Source organism: Maribacter stanieri (genome assembly GCF_900112245.1).
Classification (GTDB): Bacteria; Bacteroidota; Bacteroidia; order Flavobacteriales; family Flavobacteriaceae; genus Maribacter; species Maribacter stanieri.
The window spans coordinates 72,243-87,675 of sequence record NZ_FOYX01000001.1; the positions used below are offsets into that span (position 1 = coordinate 72,243).

General features: G+C 37.0%; 15 protein-coding genes. 13 read left to right on the forward strand and 2 right to left on the reverse strand.

What is annotated here, in order from left to right; translation table 11 throughout:
• Positions 1 to 80 precede the first annotated feature (80 nt).
• The 9 genes from BM296_RS00300 to BM296_RS00340 all read left to right on the forward strand — a co-directional run bounded on the left by BM296_RS00300 (position 81) and on the right by BM296_RS00340 (position 9,688).
• Positions 81 to 1,142 carry an aromatic ring-hydroxylating dioxygenase subunit alpha gene (locus BM296_RS00300; protein WP_218157855.1) on the forward strand — a complete coding sequence of 354 codons (1,062 nt, stop codon included), beginning with the start codon at positions 81 to 83 and terminating at the stop codon, positions 1,140 to 1,142.
• The gene (locus tag BM296_RS00305; protein WP_091900540.1) at positions 1,142 to 2,119 is read left to right on the forward strand and encodes a PDR/VanB family oxidoreductase; all 978 of its coding nucleotides are present in this window, start codon (positions 1,142 to 1,144) and stop codon (positions 2,117 to 2,119) included. The genes BM296_RS00300 and BM296_RS00305 overlap by 1 nt, the downstream gene beginning before the upstream one ends.
• Before the next feature lie 24 nt (positions 2,120 to 2,143).
• Entirely contained in the window at positions 2,144 to 3,442 is a 1,299-nt protein-coding gene (locus BM296_RS00310) for an MFS transporter (RefSeq protein ID WP_091900541.1), read from the forward strand.
• Positions 3,443 to 3,483: 41 nt separating this feature from the next.
• Entirely contained in the window at positions 3,484 to 4,077 is a 594-nt protein-coding gene (locus tag BM296_RS00315; protein WP_091900543.1) for a protein-methionine-sulfoxide reductase heme-binding subunit MsrQ, read from the forward strand.
• A 375-nt stretch (positions 4,078 to 4,452) separates the two neighbouring features.
• A complete protein-coding gene (locus BM296_RS00320; protein ID WP_245786946.1) occupies positions 4,453 to 5,547 on the forward strand; it encodes a serine hydrolase domain-containing protein in 1,095 nt (364 codons plus the stop codon).
• A 48-nt stretch (positions 5,548 to 5,595) separates the two neighbouring features.
• The gene (locus BM296_RS00325; RefSeq protein ID WP_177214897.1) at positions 5,596 to 6,882 is read left to right on the forward strand and encodes a DUF3089 domain-containing protein; all 1,287 of its coding nucleotides are present in this window, start codon (positions 5,596 to 5,598) and stop codon (positions 6,880 to 6,882) included.
• Between the two features lie 267 nt (positions 6,883 to 7,149).
• Complete coding sequence (locus tag BM296_RS00330) at positions 7,150 to 7,599, forward strand: YcxB family protein (RefSeq protein WP_143099030.1); 450 nt, start codon at positions 7,150 to 7,152, stop codon at positions 7,597 to 7,599.
• A gap of 241 nt (positions 7,600 to 7,840) precedes the next feature.
• On the forward strand, positions 7,841 to 8,962 hold the full coding sequence (gene tcmP / locus BM296_RS00335; protein WP_091900547.1) for a three-Cys-motif partner protein TcmP: 1,122 nt from the start codon (positions 7,841 to 7,843) through the stop codon (positions 8,960 to 8,962).
• Complete coding sequence (locus BM296_RS00340; RefSeq protein WP_091900549.1) at positions 8,963 to 9,688, forward strand: DUF5131 family protein; 726 nt, start codon at positions 8,963 to 8,965, stop codon at positions 9,686 to 9,688.
• 210 nt (positions 9,689 to 9,898) lie between these two features.
• Here BM296_RS00340 and BM296_RS00345 read toward each other — a convergent pair whose 3' ends face one another.
• Positions 9,899 to 10,207: a helix-turn-helix domain-containing protein gene (locus tag BM296_RS00345; RefSeq protein ID WP_091900551.1), complete on the reverse strand. Its 309-nt coding sequence runs from the start codon at positions 10,205 to 10,207 to the stop codon at positions 9,899 to 9,901.
• A 155-nt stretch (positions 10,208 to 10,362) separates the two neighbouring features.
• Between BM296_RS00345 and BM296_RS00350 the strand changes: the two genes are divergently transcribed.
• Positions 10,363 to 11,655 (forward strand): TraB/GumN family protein, encoded by a 1,293-nt coding sequence (locus BM296_RS00350; RefSeq protein ID WP_091900553.1) that lies wholly within the window; start codon positions 10,363 to 10,365, stop codon positions 11,653 to 11,655.
• A gap of 122 nt (positions 11,656 to 11,777) precedes the next feature.
• Here the strand turns inward: BM296_RS00350 and BM296_RS00355 are convergent, their stop codons facing one another.
• Positions 11,778 to 12,647 carry a helix-turn-helix domain-containing protein gene (locus BM296_RS00355; protein ID WP_091900555.1) on the reverse strand — a complete coding sequence of 290 codons (870 nt, stop codon included), beginning with the start codon at positions 12,645 to 12,647 and terminating at the stop codon, positions 11,778 to 11,780.
• A gap of 203 nt (positions 12,648 to 12,850) precedes the next feature.
• Between BM296_RS00355 and pcaH the strand changes: the two genes are divergently transcribed.
• From pcaH to pcaB, 3 genes are read left to right on the forward strand one after another with little or no spacing between them, the layout of a single operon-like run.
• Positions 12,851 to 13,558, forward strand: a complete 708-nt coding sequence (gene pcaH, locus BM296_RS00360; protein WP_091900557.1) for a protocatechuate 3,4-dioxygenase subunit beta — start codon at positions 12,851 to 12,853, stop codon at positions 13,556 to 13,558.
• 6 nt (positions 13,559 to 13,564) lie between these two features.
• A complete protein-coding gene (gene pcaG / locus BM296_RS00365; RefSeq protein WP_091900559.1) occupies positions 13,565 to 14,107 on the forward strand; it encodes a protocatechuate 3,4-dioxygenase subunit alpha in 543 nt (180 codons plus the stop codon).
• Between the two features lie 13 nt (positions 14,108 to 14,120).
• A complete protein-coding gene (gene pcaB / locus BM296_RS00370; protein WP_091900561.1) occupies positions 14,121 to 15,431 on the forward strand; it encodes a 3-carboxy-cis,cis-muconate cycloisomerase in 1,311 nt (436 codons plus the stop codon).
• The last annotated feature ends 2 nt before the right edge of the window (positions 15,432 to 15,433 follow it).

Sequence of the window (15,433 nt, forward strand, 5' to 3'; positions counted from 1 at the left end):
TTATTGTAAAATTTATTAAAAATGTATCAAATTGTATTCTAAATCATAAGGTTTAGCAGATAATCCTATAAAACCACATCATGTCTACACATACTTTTACCATGAACGAATCTTTCCCCATGAACGCTTGGTATGCCGTTGCATGGGATGTAGAACTAAAGCATAAATTACTACCACGTACAATTTGTAATAAGCCTTTGGTATTATATAGAAAAAAAGATGGAACGCCAATAGCTTTAGAGGATGCTTGCTGGCATAGACTATTGCCCTTGTCTAAAGGTAGCCTAAGAGAAGATACGGTTGTTTGCGGTTATCATGGGCTTGAGTATAATAGTGATGGGCGTTGTTCGTATATGCCATCGCAAGAAACCATAAACCCATCTGCCTGTGTACGCTCATATCCTGTAATTCAGAAATATCGTTTTATTTGGGTATGGATGGGCAACCCGGCATTGGCCGATGAATCAAAAATTCCGGATATGCATTGGAACGATGATCCAGACTGGGCAGGTGACGGACAAATGATTAAAGTGCACTGTAATTACAGGTTGGTGGTTGATAATTTGATGGACCTTACCCACGAAACTTTTGTACATTCAGAAACTATTGGTGACCGTAATGTGGCAGAAGCACCCTTTGATGTACACTACGATGAGAAAACGGCGACCGTTACGCGTTGGATGAAAGATATACAGCCACCACCATTTTGGAAAGGGCAATTGAACAAAGTATTTGACCATGATGGTACTGTAGATCGCTGGCAGATCATAAAATTTGAAGCTCCCTGTACCGTAAATATAGATGTTGGCGTAGCTATAGCGAATACGGGTGCTCAAGAAGGTGATAGGTCTAAAGGGGTCAATGGCTACGTATTAAATACCATAACACCATCTACGAACCAGACCTGTCTTTATTTCTGGGCGTTCAGCAGAAATTATAACTTAAAGGACCAAAGCAATACCACAGAACTTAAAAATGGGGTCGCCCATATTTTTTCTCAGGATGAGGATATTTTAGAGGCCCAACAAAAGGCAATCAACGAAAACCCGGATCGTGAATTTTATAATTTGAACATAGATGCCGGGGCCATGTGGGCAAGAAGAATTACTGATAATATGGTCGCAAAAGAAAAGAAGGACTAATGAGATATAGGAATACTTGGGAAGATGCCGTGGTGAGTAAAATGGAAAAAGTTGCAGATAATGTAATGCAGATTCAAATTATCCCTGCAGGTGATACAGCGGCTTTTACAGTGGGGTCACATTTAGATATTGCTGTTTTAATCAATGACTTGCCAGAAATCAGGAGTTACTCTTTGGTTGGGCGGTACGGTTCAAATAAACCCTATACCATAGCGGTAAAACGTTTGCCCGCAAGCCGTGGCGGGTCCAAATATATGTGGGGATTAAAAGAAGGTAGCAAATTGCGCATTTCACAGCCCACCAATCATTTTGAACTTAGTTTTAATACTTCTAATTATCTACTTATAGCAGGCGGTATTGGAATTACGCCCATTCTAGGGATGGCCGAAGAGTTAATGGCGAAAACTGACAAAAATGTACGCATGTTATATTTGGGCAGGTCTGCCCAAGAAATGCCTTATATAGAGGCGTTGCAAAAGTTATTGGGGCAACGCTTAACAGTACATTATAGTGATATTGATGGTTTTTTTGATACGTCAAAAATTTTAAATCTTTGCGATATTGAAACGCAAGTATACTTATGTGGACCCATTGGCTTAATGAATGCAGTTCGAAAGAAATGGGAAAATGGACCGTTAAATAATCAAAATTTACGGTTCGAGACTTTTGGGGCTTCGGGTTTGTTTGCTCCCCAGGCATACACTGTTAAATTACCAAGGTTTAATAGAGAAGTACAGGTAAATGAAAATCAAACCTTATTATCAGCTTTACTTAATGCAAAAATTGATGTCATGTATGATTGCAAAAAAGGAGAATGCGGATTATGTCAAGTAGATATTCTTGAGTATTCTGGCGATATTGATCATCGCGATTTCTTTTTCAGCGAAGAAGAAAAAGGTGAAAATAAAAAAATGTGTACCTGTGTAAGCAGGGTAGCCAATGGTAATATTACCATAGACACTGCTTATAGGGGATAGTTACAACATCTAATACACGATAAAATGTCTAAACCAATTACACTGCAGTTAGATGAGCGTGCCATCTCTACCATGCAATACGCTACCATATTCGTTTGTTTTTTAATGAACATTTTAGATGGTATGGATGTGCTAGTCATTTCATATTGTGCCCCTGCAATCGCTAAATCTTGGGCTGTTGGTCCAGAAGCTTTAGGTATGGTATTTAGTGCAGGTCTTGCAGGAATGGCATTGGGGGCATTATTACTGGCGCCATATGCGGATAAGATTGGCCGAAAAAAAATGATTTTGATAAGTGCCTTTTTAATGGGTACAAGTATATTTTTAACAGGTTACACAGAAACAGTACCGCAATTGATTTTTCTTCGCTTTATTAGTGGTTTAGGCATTGGTAGCATGCTCGCAAGTACCGCATCTTTAACGGCAGAATACACACCAAACAGGTCAAAGGACTTTTGGGTGAGTTTTGTATTGTCTGGCTACCCTATCGGGGCTATAATAGCGGGGTATGTTGCTGCTTCTGTAGTACCATCAAGTGGGTGGCAAATGATGTTTAAACTTGCCGGCCTTGCTTCATTTATTACCATTCCGTTAATTTTTATGTTCCTTTCGGAATCCATTGAATATTATGTAAGAAGGCAACCAAAGCATGCACTTGTGAAGGTTAATCGTCTTTTAACTAAATTAAGAATACCTGAAATTTCTACCTTACCAGAAAAACCGGCTAAATCGTTAGGTATTCCTGTAAATCAACTTCTTTCTAAAAAATACAAACGATCTACTATTCAGTTATGGGTAGCCTTATTTTTTGCCTTCGGATGCTTATACTTTCTCATCAGTTGGATTCCAAAACTGACCACGAATGCGGGCTTGTCAATGGAACTGGCCATTTACTCGGGTACGGTATTTAATGTAGGTGCGTTTTTTGGTATTATTATACAAGGGTATATTTCATCTAAAATGGGACTTAAAAAAACCATTGCCCTGTTCTTGGGGATAACAGCTGTTTTAATGGCAATGTTCAGTGTATTTGTAGGTTCACATTTTATACTTATAGTCTTTGGACTATTAGGTTTTACCCTACAAGGTGGTTTTGTTGGGCTGTATGCCGTGGCTGCCCGTATGTATCCCACAGAATTTAGAACTACAGGTGTGGGCTGGGCCATTGGTGCAGGTAGACTGGGAGGTGTATTGGGTCCTGCACTTGGCGGTGTACTCGTAGGTATGGGGCTTTCGATGTCCGCCAATTTTATGATTTTTGCCGTTCCTGCGCTTTTGGCAGGGGTGGTTACCTATTTTATTTCATCAAAGGAAATTTCTTAGAAAAACAGAGCATAAACAAATATTACTCAAAGCGATCAACAATGAACAATTTAAAATCACTTCTTACAGGAAAATATATGCTTTGGCTTCTATTGGCCATACCGGGCATTATGATGACCTTGAATTACGCAAAAGGACAATTTAAGTATGAAGACATCATGCATATTACCGGAGAATTTGCTGCTCGTATGTTGATTATAAGTCTTATTGCAACTCCAATTCGTTTAATGTTCCCTAAAACTAAAGTAGCGCAATGGTTATTAAGAAATAGACGCTTTTTTGGGGTTGCGGCATTTGCCTATACCTTACTCCATACCATTTTTTATGTGCTGGAATTTCCAATTTCTAAAATAGTAAATGAATCAATAGAGCTATCAATACTTACGGGGTGGATTGCCTTTTTCGTGTTTATTCCTTTAGCCATGACGAGTACCAATGCAGCAGTCAAACGAATGGGGCGCAATTGGAAAAAGTTACAACAATGGGTGTATCTGGCTGCTATTATGGCTTTCGCTCATTGGGCACTTCTTGGGCTACAAGGAGAAGAAGGTAGTATGGCCGGAGCTTTGGCCCATTTTGTACCTGTAATGCTTTTACAGCTGTACCGGGTTTATAAGCAGAAGTTTTCAAAGTAATCAGCAAGCTTTTTAGGTTTCTGTCTTTGTTGAATTATGCTTTAATTTTCATGCTGAAATCTGTAAAATTGAACTTCCCAATTTTGCTAGCCAAGGGGATTACTCTTATCCTTGAATTAAAACTCCAGTGACTGGTAGACCCAATGACTGAATACGCTCTTTACTGTATTGCATTTACACTGCCCTAAATACCAATTCCGGAACAATAGATTTAACAATAAATCGTTGTAATACGGTTATAAAAGGCTATTTGCAGTAATTAAACTGAACGTTTTGTAAGATGTGGTGGTTTACATTGGCCATTTTTTAAAAACTACACTTGGCTTTTATTTAATTAAACCTTTAGCGAATATAGTAGTCAAAAAAATAAAATTAATGATGAATAGATACTTTATACTAGTGGTCTTATTTATTTTGGCAAGTTGTCAATCTGATGATACCATAGACCCCATTATAGAAGATGATACGGATACACCTAGTGCACCTGATGTTTCCTTGTATTTTCCGTCAACTTCTACCAACGAATGGGAAACGATAGCTCCTAATGAAATAAACTGGAATACGGACAAATTGGAAGAGCTCAGGAGTTTTCTGATCGGTGAGAACACAAAATCATTTATGGTATTATTGAATGGAAGAATTGTAGTTGAGGATTATTACAATGGCCATACGGCTAGCGATACTTGGCAGTGGAACAGCGCGGGCAAAACACTTGTTACCGCTACCGTTGGTATTGCGCAACAAAATAGTTTAATCAATATTGAAAATAAGGTTTCTGATTATTTAGGTACCGATTGGACAAGTACAACACCCCAGCAAGAAGATTTGATTACCGTTAAGAACCTGTTGTCTATGACTTCTGGTTTGGACGACGAGCCACAAGTAGTAATTAAAAGAAATTTAACCTATCTGGCCGATGCTGGTACAAGATGGGCCTATGGCAATGTTTTTCAGCGTTTAATGAATGTTGTAGAAGATGCCAGCGGAACGGAATTTGAAACGTATTTCAACAATGAGTTAGGTGATAGAATAGGAATGAACGGCTTTTGGAACAATGGTCTAATCTATCGCATTTATAATAGTGATACAAGGAGCATGGCCAAATTTGGGCTATTGGCTTCACAAAATGGAAATTGGGACGGAACGCAAATCGTTGATGAGAACTTCTTTATTGAAAGCAAAACAACTTCGCAAAATATCAATCCCTCGTACGGCTATCTCTGGTGGCTAAATGGAAAAAATAAATACATGCTACCTTCCAGTCAAACGGAATATGACGGAACCCTTGTACCCAATGCCCCAAATGACATGGTTGCCGCTATGGGTAAAGATGAACAGCGCATCTATATTGTACCTAGTAGCAATCTGGTAATTCTAAGAATGGGTGAGGCTACGGTATCTGGTGATAATTTTGCCCTATCGTCTTTTGACAATATGTTTTGGGAAAAATTCAATGAAGTTATTAAGTAATAAATACAGCTATTAACTGCTGTTCCTAAGTTTAGAATGCAAATACCAATGAAAAGTGAACTTAAAGTTTCAAAAGGGATTTCATTCTTAGAAAATCTTTTATTCAACCCTAGTATGAAGTTTAAAATGTTCTTTTGGCATTGTTGCGCAATACTACTAATCAGTTGCTCAAAAGAAGGGGATGCTGTCGTTTCTGAAAATGAACGGCAATTGGAAATTCCGCTATCAAGTGTGGACTACGGTTCTATGGATAATTGGTATTTTCATCCTGATCAAACATTAAATTTTCTGAAAACCTATGATTTGGATATTGCTGTCATTGATGAAAATTTAAGCATTAGTTCTACCGTTGAGGTCAGCAATAATGCCGCTATAAATACAGGGATTGATGTATTTTGGGTACATCCTACCCATCTTATAAATCCACCTACATCCCCAGGTACGGTAGCAATTGAAAATCAGGATACCAGTTTTATCGGGCTATCCATTTTGGCCCAGGGAGCATTATTGGCAAAGTATGGCCGTTTTTACGCACCAAAATATAGGCAAGCCACACCTGCATCCTTCTTAAGCGCTTTTTATACCGAAGAAGAAAGGGCTGCAGCTTTATTGGAAACCTATTCAGATATAAAGGCATCTTTTCAAAATTATTTGGACAACCATAATAATGGCAATAAAATTATTCTTGCCGGGCACTCTCAAGGGTCATTTCTTTTAGCAATGCTGGTGAGAGACCTCTTTGATACGAATCCGGAATTACGGGAAAAACTAGTAACGGCAGCCTTAGGAGGAATGGGCTATGTTTATGCGCTCGATAATTCCACCTTAGGGGGTTGGTGGCAAAACATAGGTCTTTGTAAGACTACGAGTGAGTGTGGGTGCGTTCATTACTGGAGAAGTTATGAAAATGATGAGACCATACCGGAGCCTGAAACAACCTTCCCGTCTTACAGCGAGACTTTGGTAAATAGTGGATTGGTATATCGCACAACGGATAAAAACAAGGACACGTTTTATCAGGATAATTTAATTTTTGACTCCCAAAGTAGTCCATTGCGCTATATAACACCAGGTATTCCGTATAGTTTTAGTAATGGGGCAAATTTTGTAGCCTTTGACAATATGTACACAGCTCGTTTTAAAAGAGCATCTAGTCAAAGAACAGGTTTGGCCGTTGATTACATTGCAAACGCATCTGATCAACGACCTAACGAATTAGAAAATTTAGAAAGTCCTATAATATTTTCGGACGGAGATTATCACGTTAAAGATTATCATATTTATATCTGGGCATTAATGCAACAAATAGATGTAAAGATTACGAATTGTCAATAACAGCTAAGCCCTATAATTAAAAATTTAGGGCTAAAATAATCCGGTATAGTCTGCAAATACGGTTGGCTTTAGTAACCCACCACAATAGCAATCATACTTTCTACATAATTACAGTACCTTTTTTATGCGCTGGGTTTCAATGCAGAAAACAACAATATGTAAATCGTATCGTTATTTTTTAATAGCGGTAGGTAACCAAAAGTGCTCACATAGGGTTATAACACTATGTGGCATATATTGAGAAAACTAAAAAAGGACAGGTGTAATATGGTAACGAAGAGCGTAGTATCCAATTTTAAGCATATCATGGGCGGAAAAATGTATTTCTTCTTTAAGAAAAGTGTGTGGCGCTACCTTTTGGCAACCCTAATGATTGCTGTTGTGGTGCCTGTAAGGCAGTATAATTTCATCACTTCATTTCTGATCTATTTTTTTGGTTTATTGCTGATCGTATTTCCAATAATGATTATGGCCGCCAGGGTTCAGGGAAAAAACATGGAATTTGATGCGGAGGTAACATTTTCTGAAGAAAAGATAACAATTAAGCATAGGAATAAAGACTTGGTAGAAACCAAGGATTGGAATTGGATCAAGAAGATAAGTGCTACAAAAGAGAGGTTTGTGTTGGTAGTAAACCAAAGACAGCAATTTGTAATTTCTTTAGCAAAAGAGGGGTTAACACAAGCTGAAATAGCGTTTTTTGAAACCAAAATATAAGCAACTCCTATCTTCCCTATAGGATCCAACAACCAACAACGAACAACCAACCTTTACGCTTTCCCGTAATCTAGTACCATTAAGTTTATGTACTTTTCCAATAAATTCTAAAGCATACGTCCCTCTACTGCTTTAGAGATTAGAGTTGCTTGTAACGTGGTTATGTATGCTTACATATATTTACTATTAAAATAACTCTCGTAACTATATACAACCTTAGGCTTTAAGCTAAATAATTAAAATGAGTGGAAAAAACATACATTCTGAACCTTTTGATAGTGGAACAATAACGAAACTCGAAATATTTGAGGATTATGCTCAAGCTTGGATTCCAACATTTTTGCCACAAACTCACTTTAGCGAGATTCATATATTTGATTTCTTTTCTGGGCCAGGTTATGATTCAAATAAAATAGCTGGTAGCCCTATCCGTCTTTTAACAAAAATAAATGAGCATTTAGGTAATATATTAAGAACTAAAACTAAAATTGTTTTACACTTCAATGAATTAGAGCCTAACAGAAAAACACAAAAGAAGTTTGAATTATTAAAAAAGAATTGTGAAGATTTCATTTCGCAAAATCCAAAATTTAAATATTTCCTTACTGTAAACTATTACAATGAAGATGCAAATCAATTGTTTTTCAAACTAATTCCAATAATAAAAGAATATCCGTCACTGGTCTATTTAGACCAAAACGGTGTAAAATTCATTTCCCAAGAATATATTGATGAACTTGAAAGATTAAGTACAACTGATTTTATCTATTTTGTATCATCTTCTTTTTTTAGAAGATATGGTATGACAGAAGAATTTAAAAAAGCTTTAGAAATAGATATTAAAGAGTTGGAAAGTGAGGAATACCGAAATATGCATCGTTTGGTCTATAATAAAATCAAATCAAGACTTCCAAAAAATTCAGAATTAAAATTATTTCCATTTTCAATCAAGAAAAAGAGAAATATTTATGGAATCATATTTGGAGCAAAGAATTATGCAGCAGTTGATAAATTTTTAGATATAGCTTGGAAAAGAAACAACTTAAACGGAGAGGCTGATTTTGACATTGATGAAGATAACAGTAAAATTCAGCTCGATATGTTTGAGGGACAAAAATTGACAAAAGTTGAGAAATTTAAAAATGAATTAGAATCCAAACTTTTGGAAAGAAAAACTGTTACAAATAAAGCAGTTTTAATGTATACTTATACAAATGGACATATTCCAAAACACGCTGTTGATTTATTGAAGCTAATGAAAAAACAAGGTAAATTGGAATATGAAGGGAAATCACCTTTCTTAAATTATGTTAATGTGTTTAGGAAAGATAATATTGTAACTTATAAAATAATCTCAAATTAAATGGCGCAATCAAGCATAGAATGGACAGAAATGACTTGGAATCCTACAACAGGTTGTTCTAAGGTATCGCAAGGATGTAAATTTTGCTATGCAGAGATTATGTCCAAACGCTTAAAAGCGATGGGTGTTGAAAAATACAATGACAATTTTAAAGTCAGAACTCACGATAAAGAATTGAAAGTTCCATACACTTGGAAAAAAGCTAAAGTAGTTTTTGTGAATTCAATGAGTGATTTATTTCACGAAGACATTCCTTTAGAGTTTATTAAAAAGGTTTTTAAAGTAATGAATGATAATCCAAGACACGTCTTTCAAGTTCTGACAAAACGAGCCGAAAGACTTCTTGAGGTTCACAAGGAATTAAAATGGTCGCATAATATTTGGATGGGAGTTTCTGTCGAAGAACAAAAAGTTGAAAATAGAATTGACTTTTTAAGAAAGATAAATGCTAGAGTAAAGTTCCTATCACTCGAACCTTTAATTGGGCCTTTGCAAAATCTGAATTTAAAACATATTGATTGGGTAATTGTTGGTGGCGAAAGTGGTCATACACCTCGACCGATGGATGCTGATTGGGTTATTGACATTCAAGAGCAATGCGAAAAAGCAGACGTTGCATTTTTCTTTAAACAATGGGGCGGAAAAAATAAAAAGAAAAACGGTAGAGTTTTAAACGGTCGAACTTATGACGAAATGCCAGAATTGGAATTACAGCAAAGCGTGTAAAAACACTACTGGCAACAATGTTTTTTAAAATAGCGCAAGTCATTGCTCAAACTAAGGTTTGGGTATTTTTCGGAAAGTCGCTAATTTTTTGAATTTGACAAATTTCCAAAAATAAAATTTAAAAATTCCGCTTATGTTTATCCGAAATTTATCGCTTATTTTCAGCGCTACTTTTCATATTCAAGACCGTTATCTAAAACCAACCAAAAATCATCCCTTCCTAAACTCCCCAGGTGCTACGCCCACCCGCTTTTTAAACAACGGGCTAAAATAGGCAGGGTATTTAAAATTTAAAAAGTAGGCTACTTCGGCTATGGAGTATGAAGTGTTTAATAGGTATTTTCTGGCCTCGTTCATGGTAAAATCTTGTACCACTTTAAAGGCAGATTTTCCGGTTACGGTATGGCAAATACGGTTAAGGGGGGTTTTGGTAATACCCAGGGCATCGGCATATTTCTTTATGCTCAGCAGGTTCTGTGCATGTTGTCGTATCAATTCTTGAAATTGCTGATAATACATGATTTTCCATTGGCAAAATAAAGGCCTTCCTAATTCCAAAACCGGTAACACGCAAAAGCGGATAATAATGTTGGTTTTAAAGAACAATATGTAATAAATTTCATTGCAGTTTGTAACATTTTCATCATAGCATACTCTTTAACAAAAGCAAAAAAATGAAGAACATTTATACCATTCTTTTTACGGTTTTAGGGGTCATAGGATTTTCCCAAACCAAAAGTGATTACTTGCAAAAAAACCGATTTGATCTAACAAAAACCGAGTTTGAATTTCCACAAAAAGATTTTCAGCTCATTGGCTTTGGAGCCTATCACGGTAGCCAAAAAACCGAAACCACAGAAATTGCACTCATAGAATCCTTAACCAAAGATGATACCATAAAATACTATCTGCCAGAAACAGATTTCAGCATTGCCCACTACTTTAACCAGTATCTTAAAACCGGAGATACCATTTTATTAAAAGAATTGGTAGTGCATTATGGAAATAGAATACCACAGGATAAAAGCATTGCTACCTATACTAAATGGAAAAAACTTAAAACTCTAAATGATAATTTACCTGCAAAGAATAAACTTAAGGTTGTAGGTGTTGATCTTTTAGTAAGCTATAAATTTACCGCTAAGCATTTATTGGAATTGTTAGACCAGAAAATGCACACAAGGGCATCAGTACTGGCATTAGCTAAAATGACTGCAAACGATACTGTTAATTTTTTTCCATTTACGGCAACGTTTTCAAAGAAAGTTTTAGAAAATTTAGTTCAAGATTATGAAGACAACCGAAATGAATTTGAAAATAGTATTGCAGACAAATTTAGTTTTGAGCACATCATAAAAAACCTAAAAGAAACCTTTGTAGACTTTGACAATTCTATGAAGAGAGAAAGGCTAATGTTTGAAAACTACGTAGCATTAAGCACCTACTACCAATTTGATAAAAAACCACAGTTTGCCCGATTTGGCTTTTTTCATATAGAAAAACAATGGGAAGGAAAAAACCCTTCTTTTTTTGTTCAATTAATTGAAAATGGAATTATTGGGAGAGATAGACTACTATCGGTCATTGGTTATCTAACAGAAAGCAGGGTACTTTGGGGAAGGGTTTTAGACGATAATGGAAATTATAGAGAATATAACACGGAGGGGGGCTATGGAATTGGCGACTATGAAAAAGAGTATTTTCTTGGAATTGACAAACTAAAGGAAAGCAAAATCTCAGACATTACGCTATTTCGTTTAAACCAACCCCAAACACCGTATGCTGACGGAATTCCAGATTTAATGGAAATCGTTATGACGGATGAGAAATCAAATGGAGACTTAGTTAAAGGAAAATCCACGACCGAATATTTAGACTATGCTGTTTTGATTTCTAATTCAAAAGCAAGTGTTCCAATTGAAGAAATGGATAAAAAAGCGTTACCTAACAATGTAAATTATAAGTAAGCTTAACGAAAAAACATAGAGGTATTCCACGTGTCAAACTTTGTACTTAGCTTAAAATTTAGAGCTTGTTAACGTCTACTTTGTATACGGGAAAACGTATAATAACAACCACCAACCAAAAATCATCCCTTCCTAAACTCCCCAGGTGCTACGCCCACCCGTTTTTTGAACAAGCGGCTAAAATAGGCAGGGTCGTTAAAATTTAAGAAGTAGGCTACTTCGGCAATGGAGTATGAGGTATTGAGCAGGTATTTTTTGGCCTCGTTCATGGTAAAATCTTGTACCACTTTAAGGGCAGATTTTCCGGTTACGGTATGGCAAACACGGTTAAGGTGGGTTTGGGTTATGCCTAGGGCATCGGCAAATTTCTTTATGCTCAACAGGTTCTGTGCATGTTGTCGTATCAATTCTTGAAATTGCTGATAATACGCCAAGTTTTTATTGTTGGAAAGTAGGGCATCTGCCGTATTTCTGAATTTTTCACGAAAAAGCGCTAGGTATACCAATTCAAAATACCTTCTTAAAGCTAAAAGTTTTTCTGGAGCATCATCAAAGATTTCGTTTTGTATTTTGTCTTTAAGGTACCGCACATCAGAAAAGGTATTGGTGTTCTCTAAAAAGGAAAAACAGTTCAATTGGTTGCTCTGCTTTTTAATACCGGCTTTATCCTGTAAAAGTGTGTCATAAAAAGATACGGAGAGGGTAATGACCTCCCCAACAATAGAAGGCTCAAAATGAAACCCATGTAATACGTTGGCAGGTACCGTAACCACGCAGGGTGCAGCAAGTTCAATACGGTTACCTTCAGAAAGTAAAACACCGGTACCTACTTCTACAACAAACAATTGTACCAAATCTGTATGAATATGCTCGGCAATCTCCCATTCATAAATTTTACTGCGATCCTCTAAGGGTTCAATATGTATAAAGTCGGTCACCAAAGGCTGTTGATGCTCGCCGTACAATCCCTTATAACGTAGTAAATCGTTCATTATGTTTATTTATAACTGATGTTATTATGTTTTAAATATAGTATAAAGTAATGTATTACAGTATTTTAATGAAATATATTGTCTTATTTAAACATTTTAAGGTATTGATAATGTTTATTTTGTCCTACTATTATTCAAAATTGTCCTAAGGATTAAAAATTACTTGTATTAGCTTTGGAAGACAGTAGTTTAATACATTGAACATGAGCATTACAACGGAATCCAAATTTGATATCGAAGTACAACCGCCCTATTTAGATGAAGCCTATAAATCGACTATTTTAAGAGCGCCATTGCAACCCTTGGTCGTGCCTAAAAAGAAAGACATTACCTTATCAGGTCCGCTTTTTAAAGATTTTAAATTAGGGGCTTTAGACCATGATCTTACCAAGAATTCTATAAAAGATGGAGAACCTATTGGCGAGCGTATTGTGGTGCATGGCAAAGTCACCAATGAATATGGGCACCCTTTACCACATACGTTAATTGAGTTGTGGCAGGCAAATTCTGCTGGGCGCTATGTACATAAGGTAGATCAACATGACGCACCCTTGGACCCTAATTTTTTAGGTACGGGACGTTGTATGACAGATGCACATGGCTATTATAAATTCTACACCATAAAACCGGGTGCTTACCCTTGGGGAAACCACCCCAATGCATGGCGGCCAAATCATATACATTTTTCGTTGTTCGGGGGCGATATTGCCAGTAGGTTGATTACCCAAATGTACTTTCCTGGCGATCCGCTCTTTGAGCATGACCCTATTTTTAAGGCTGTCCCCCCAAAAGGCAGGGAATTGTTGGTGTCAGCTTTTGACCTATCGGTTACCGAGGCCAATTTTGCACTGGGCTATCGGTTCGATATTGTTTTACGTGGAAAAAATGCAACCCCATTTGAAAATTTGTAAACAAGTATGAAGACATCAGCAGTTAAAAAACAGACTCCTTCACAAACTATAGGGCCTTATTTTGCCTACGGGTTAACGCCACAACAGTATGGCTATGATTTTGATAGTTGGGTAGACCATGATATGGTTAAAGGGTTAAATAATGTGGAAACCATTACCATAACGGGTACCGTTTACGATGGTAATGCACAGCCCGTAGATGATGCCATGATAGAACTTTGGCAGGATGATGGAGTGCATAAATTGTTTGGACGCTACGGCTCGGGTACGGATGAGGGAAATACATTTACCTTTAAAACAATAAAACCAAAATCGGTTAATGGTCAGGCACCATTTATTCATGTAATACTATTTATGCGTGGTCAATTATTGCATTCATATACACGTATTTATTTTGCCGATGAACAGCAGCTTAATGAAACTGATGCTAATTTAAATGCTGTTGATACCGATAGAAAGCACACGTTGGTCGCGGAGAAGAAAGGCGATTCTTATGTATTCAATATTTACATGCAGGGGCGCAATGAAACCGTTTTTTTTGAAATTTAATACATAGCAGTACATGTCGCTCTACACTGAGACTTTTTACGCCAATGAACTCACTGAACTTTTTTCCGATCGCGAGTCCGTCACCAAACTTTTAAACGTAGAAGCTGCCTTGGCACAGGCACAAGCTGAGGTAGGGTTGATCCCAACAACGGCATCAAAAATAATATCAGAATGTTGTGCGGTAGATGCTATTGACATTAATGCTTTAAAATCTGATATTGTTTTAGGGGGTAATGTTGCCATTCCTTTAGTAAAGCAATTAACAAAGGCCATTAAAAACCGTGATTTTGAAGCTTCTAAATATGTGCATTTAGGAGCTACCAGTCAAGATATAATAGACACTGCAACAATACTAACGATTAAGGAATACGTTGTTTGGTTAGAGGGCAAATTAGAAGTTTTACAGCATGCATTGGTACAACTCACAAAAGACCATATGCACACGATTATGATGGGTAGAACCTTGTTGCAGCAAGCAAAACCCATGACGTTCGGTCTAAAATCTGCCGGATGGCTAGAAGGTATTTCGCGCACTAGAACAAGATTGAACGAACTAAAAAGTCGTTTGTTTTGCATTCAGTTAGGTGGCGCCGTAGGTACTGGTAATGCCAATATCACAACCGAGGTTCAAATGGCCTTCGCTAAAAACCTAGACTTGAATGCATCTTTTCCATGGCAGTCACAGCGAGATTCCTTAGCAGAATTTGCTTCTGTTTTAGGAGTTCTGTCAGGGTCTTTGGGTAAAATAGCAAAGGATATTTCCTTACTCATGCAAACAGAAGTTGGGGAGGTTTTTGAAGGTGCCGAAGAAGGCAAAGGTGGTTCCAGTACCATGCCACATAAACGCAATCCTGTTGGATGCACGCTTATTTTGAGCAACGCCACCCGCACACCCGGTTTAGTGGCTACAATGCTTACCGCTATGCCCCAAGAACATGAACGTTCTGCTGGATTATGGCATGCGGAATGGGAAACATTAACGCAACTCATGAATTTAACCGGTGGTTCTTTAGAAAAGTCCGTCGATTTAATAACGAATCTAGAAGTTAATAAAGACCGGATGCTCCAGAATATAGAGCTTACGAACGGACTCATTTATGCCGAAAAGGTGTCATTGTATCTGTCCAAATCCTTAGGAAAAATGCAAGCCCACGATTCGGTAAAAAAGGCGTGTACCTTGGCTTTGCAACAACAAAAGCATTTAAAAGAGGTAGTGCAAGAAATGCACCCACAAATAGAATCTATAGAAGATTTGTTCAAACCTGATAATGCCATAGGCAATAGTGTGGTCTGGACAGAAAATATATTAAAAAAGTATTCATAAGG

Coding starts and splice junctions, on each gene's coding strand:
- BM296_RS00300 (WP_218157855.1), top strand. CDS start 81: ATGTCTACACATACTTTTACCATGAACGAATCTTTCCCCATGAACGCT.
- BM296_RS00305 (WP_091900540.1), top strand. CDS start 1,142: ATGAGATATAGGAATACTTGGGAAGATGCCGTGGTGAGTAAAATGGAA.
- BM296_RS00310 (WP_091900541.1), top strand. CDS start 2,144: ATGTCTAAACCAATTACACTGCAGTTAGATGAGCGTGCCATCTCTACC.
- BM296_RS00315 (WP_091900543.1), top strand. CDS start 3,484: ATGAACAATTTAAAATCACTTCTTACAGGAAAATATATGCTTTGGCTT.
- BM296_RS00320 (WP_245786946.1), top strand. CDS start 4,453: ATGATGAATAGATACTTTATACTAGTGGTCTTATTTATTTTGGCAAGT.
- BM296_RS00325 (WP_177214897.1), top strand. CDS start 5,596: ATGAAAAGTGAACTTAAAGTTTCAAAAGGGATTTCATTCTTAGAAAAT.
- BM296_RS00330 (WP_143099030.1), top strand. CDS start 7,150: ATGGTAACGAAGAGCGTAGTATCCAATTTTAAGCATATCATGGGCGGA.
- tcmP (WP_091900547.1), top strand. CDS start 7,841: ATGAGTGGAAAAAACATACATTCTGAACCTTTTGATAGTGGAACAATA.
- BM296_RS00340 (WP_091900549.1), top strand. CDS start 8,963: ATGGCGCAATCAAGCATAGAATGGACAGAAATGACTTGGAATCCTACA.
- BM296_RS00345 (WP_091900551.1), bottom strand. CDS start 10,207: ATGTATTATCAGCAATTTCAAGAATTGATACGACAACATGCACAGAAC.
- BM296_RS00350 (WP_091900553.1), top strand. CDS start 10,363: ATGAAGAACATTTATACCATTCTTTTTACGGTTTTAGGGGTCATAGGA.
- BM296_RS00355 (WP_091900555.1), bottom strand. CDS start 12,647: ATGAACGATTTACTACGTTATAAGGGATTGTACGGCGAGCATCAACAG.
- pcaH (WP_091900557.1), top strand. CDS start 12,851: ATGAGCATTACAACGGAATCCAAATTTGATATCGAAGTACAACCGCCC.
- pcaG (WP_091900559.1), top strand. CDS start 13,565: ATGAAGACATCAGCAGTTAAAAAACAGACTCCTTCACAAACTATAGGG.
- pcaB (WP_091900561.1), top strand. CDS start 14,121: ATGTCGCTCTACACTGAGACTTTTTACGCCAATGAACTCACTGAACTT.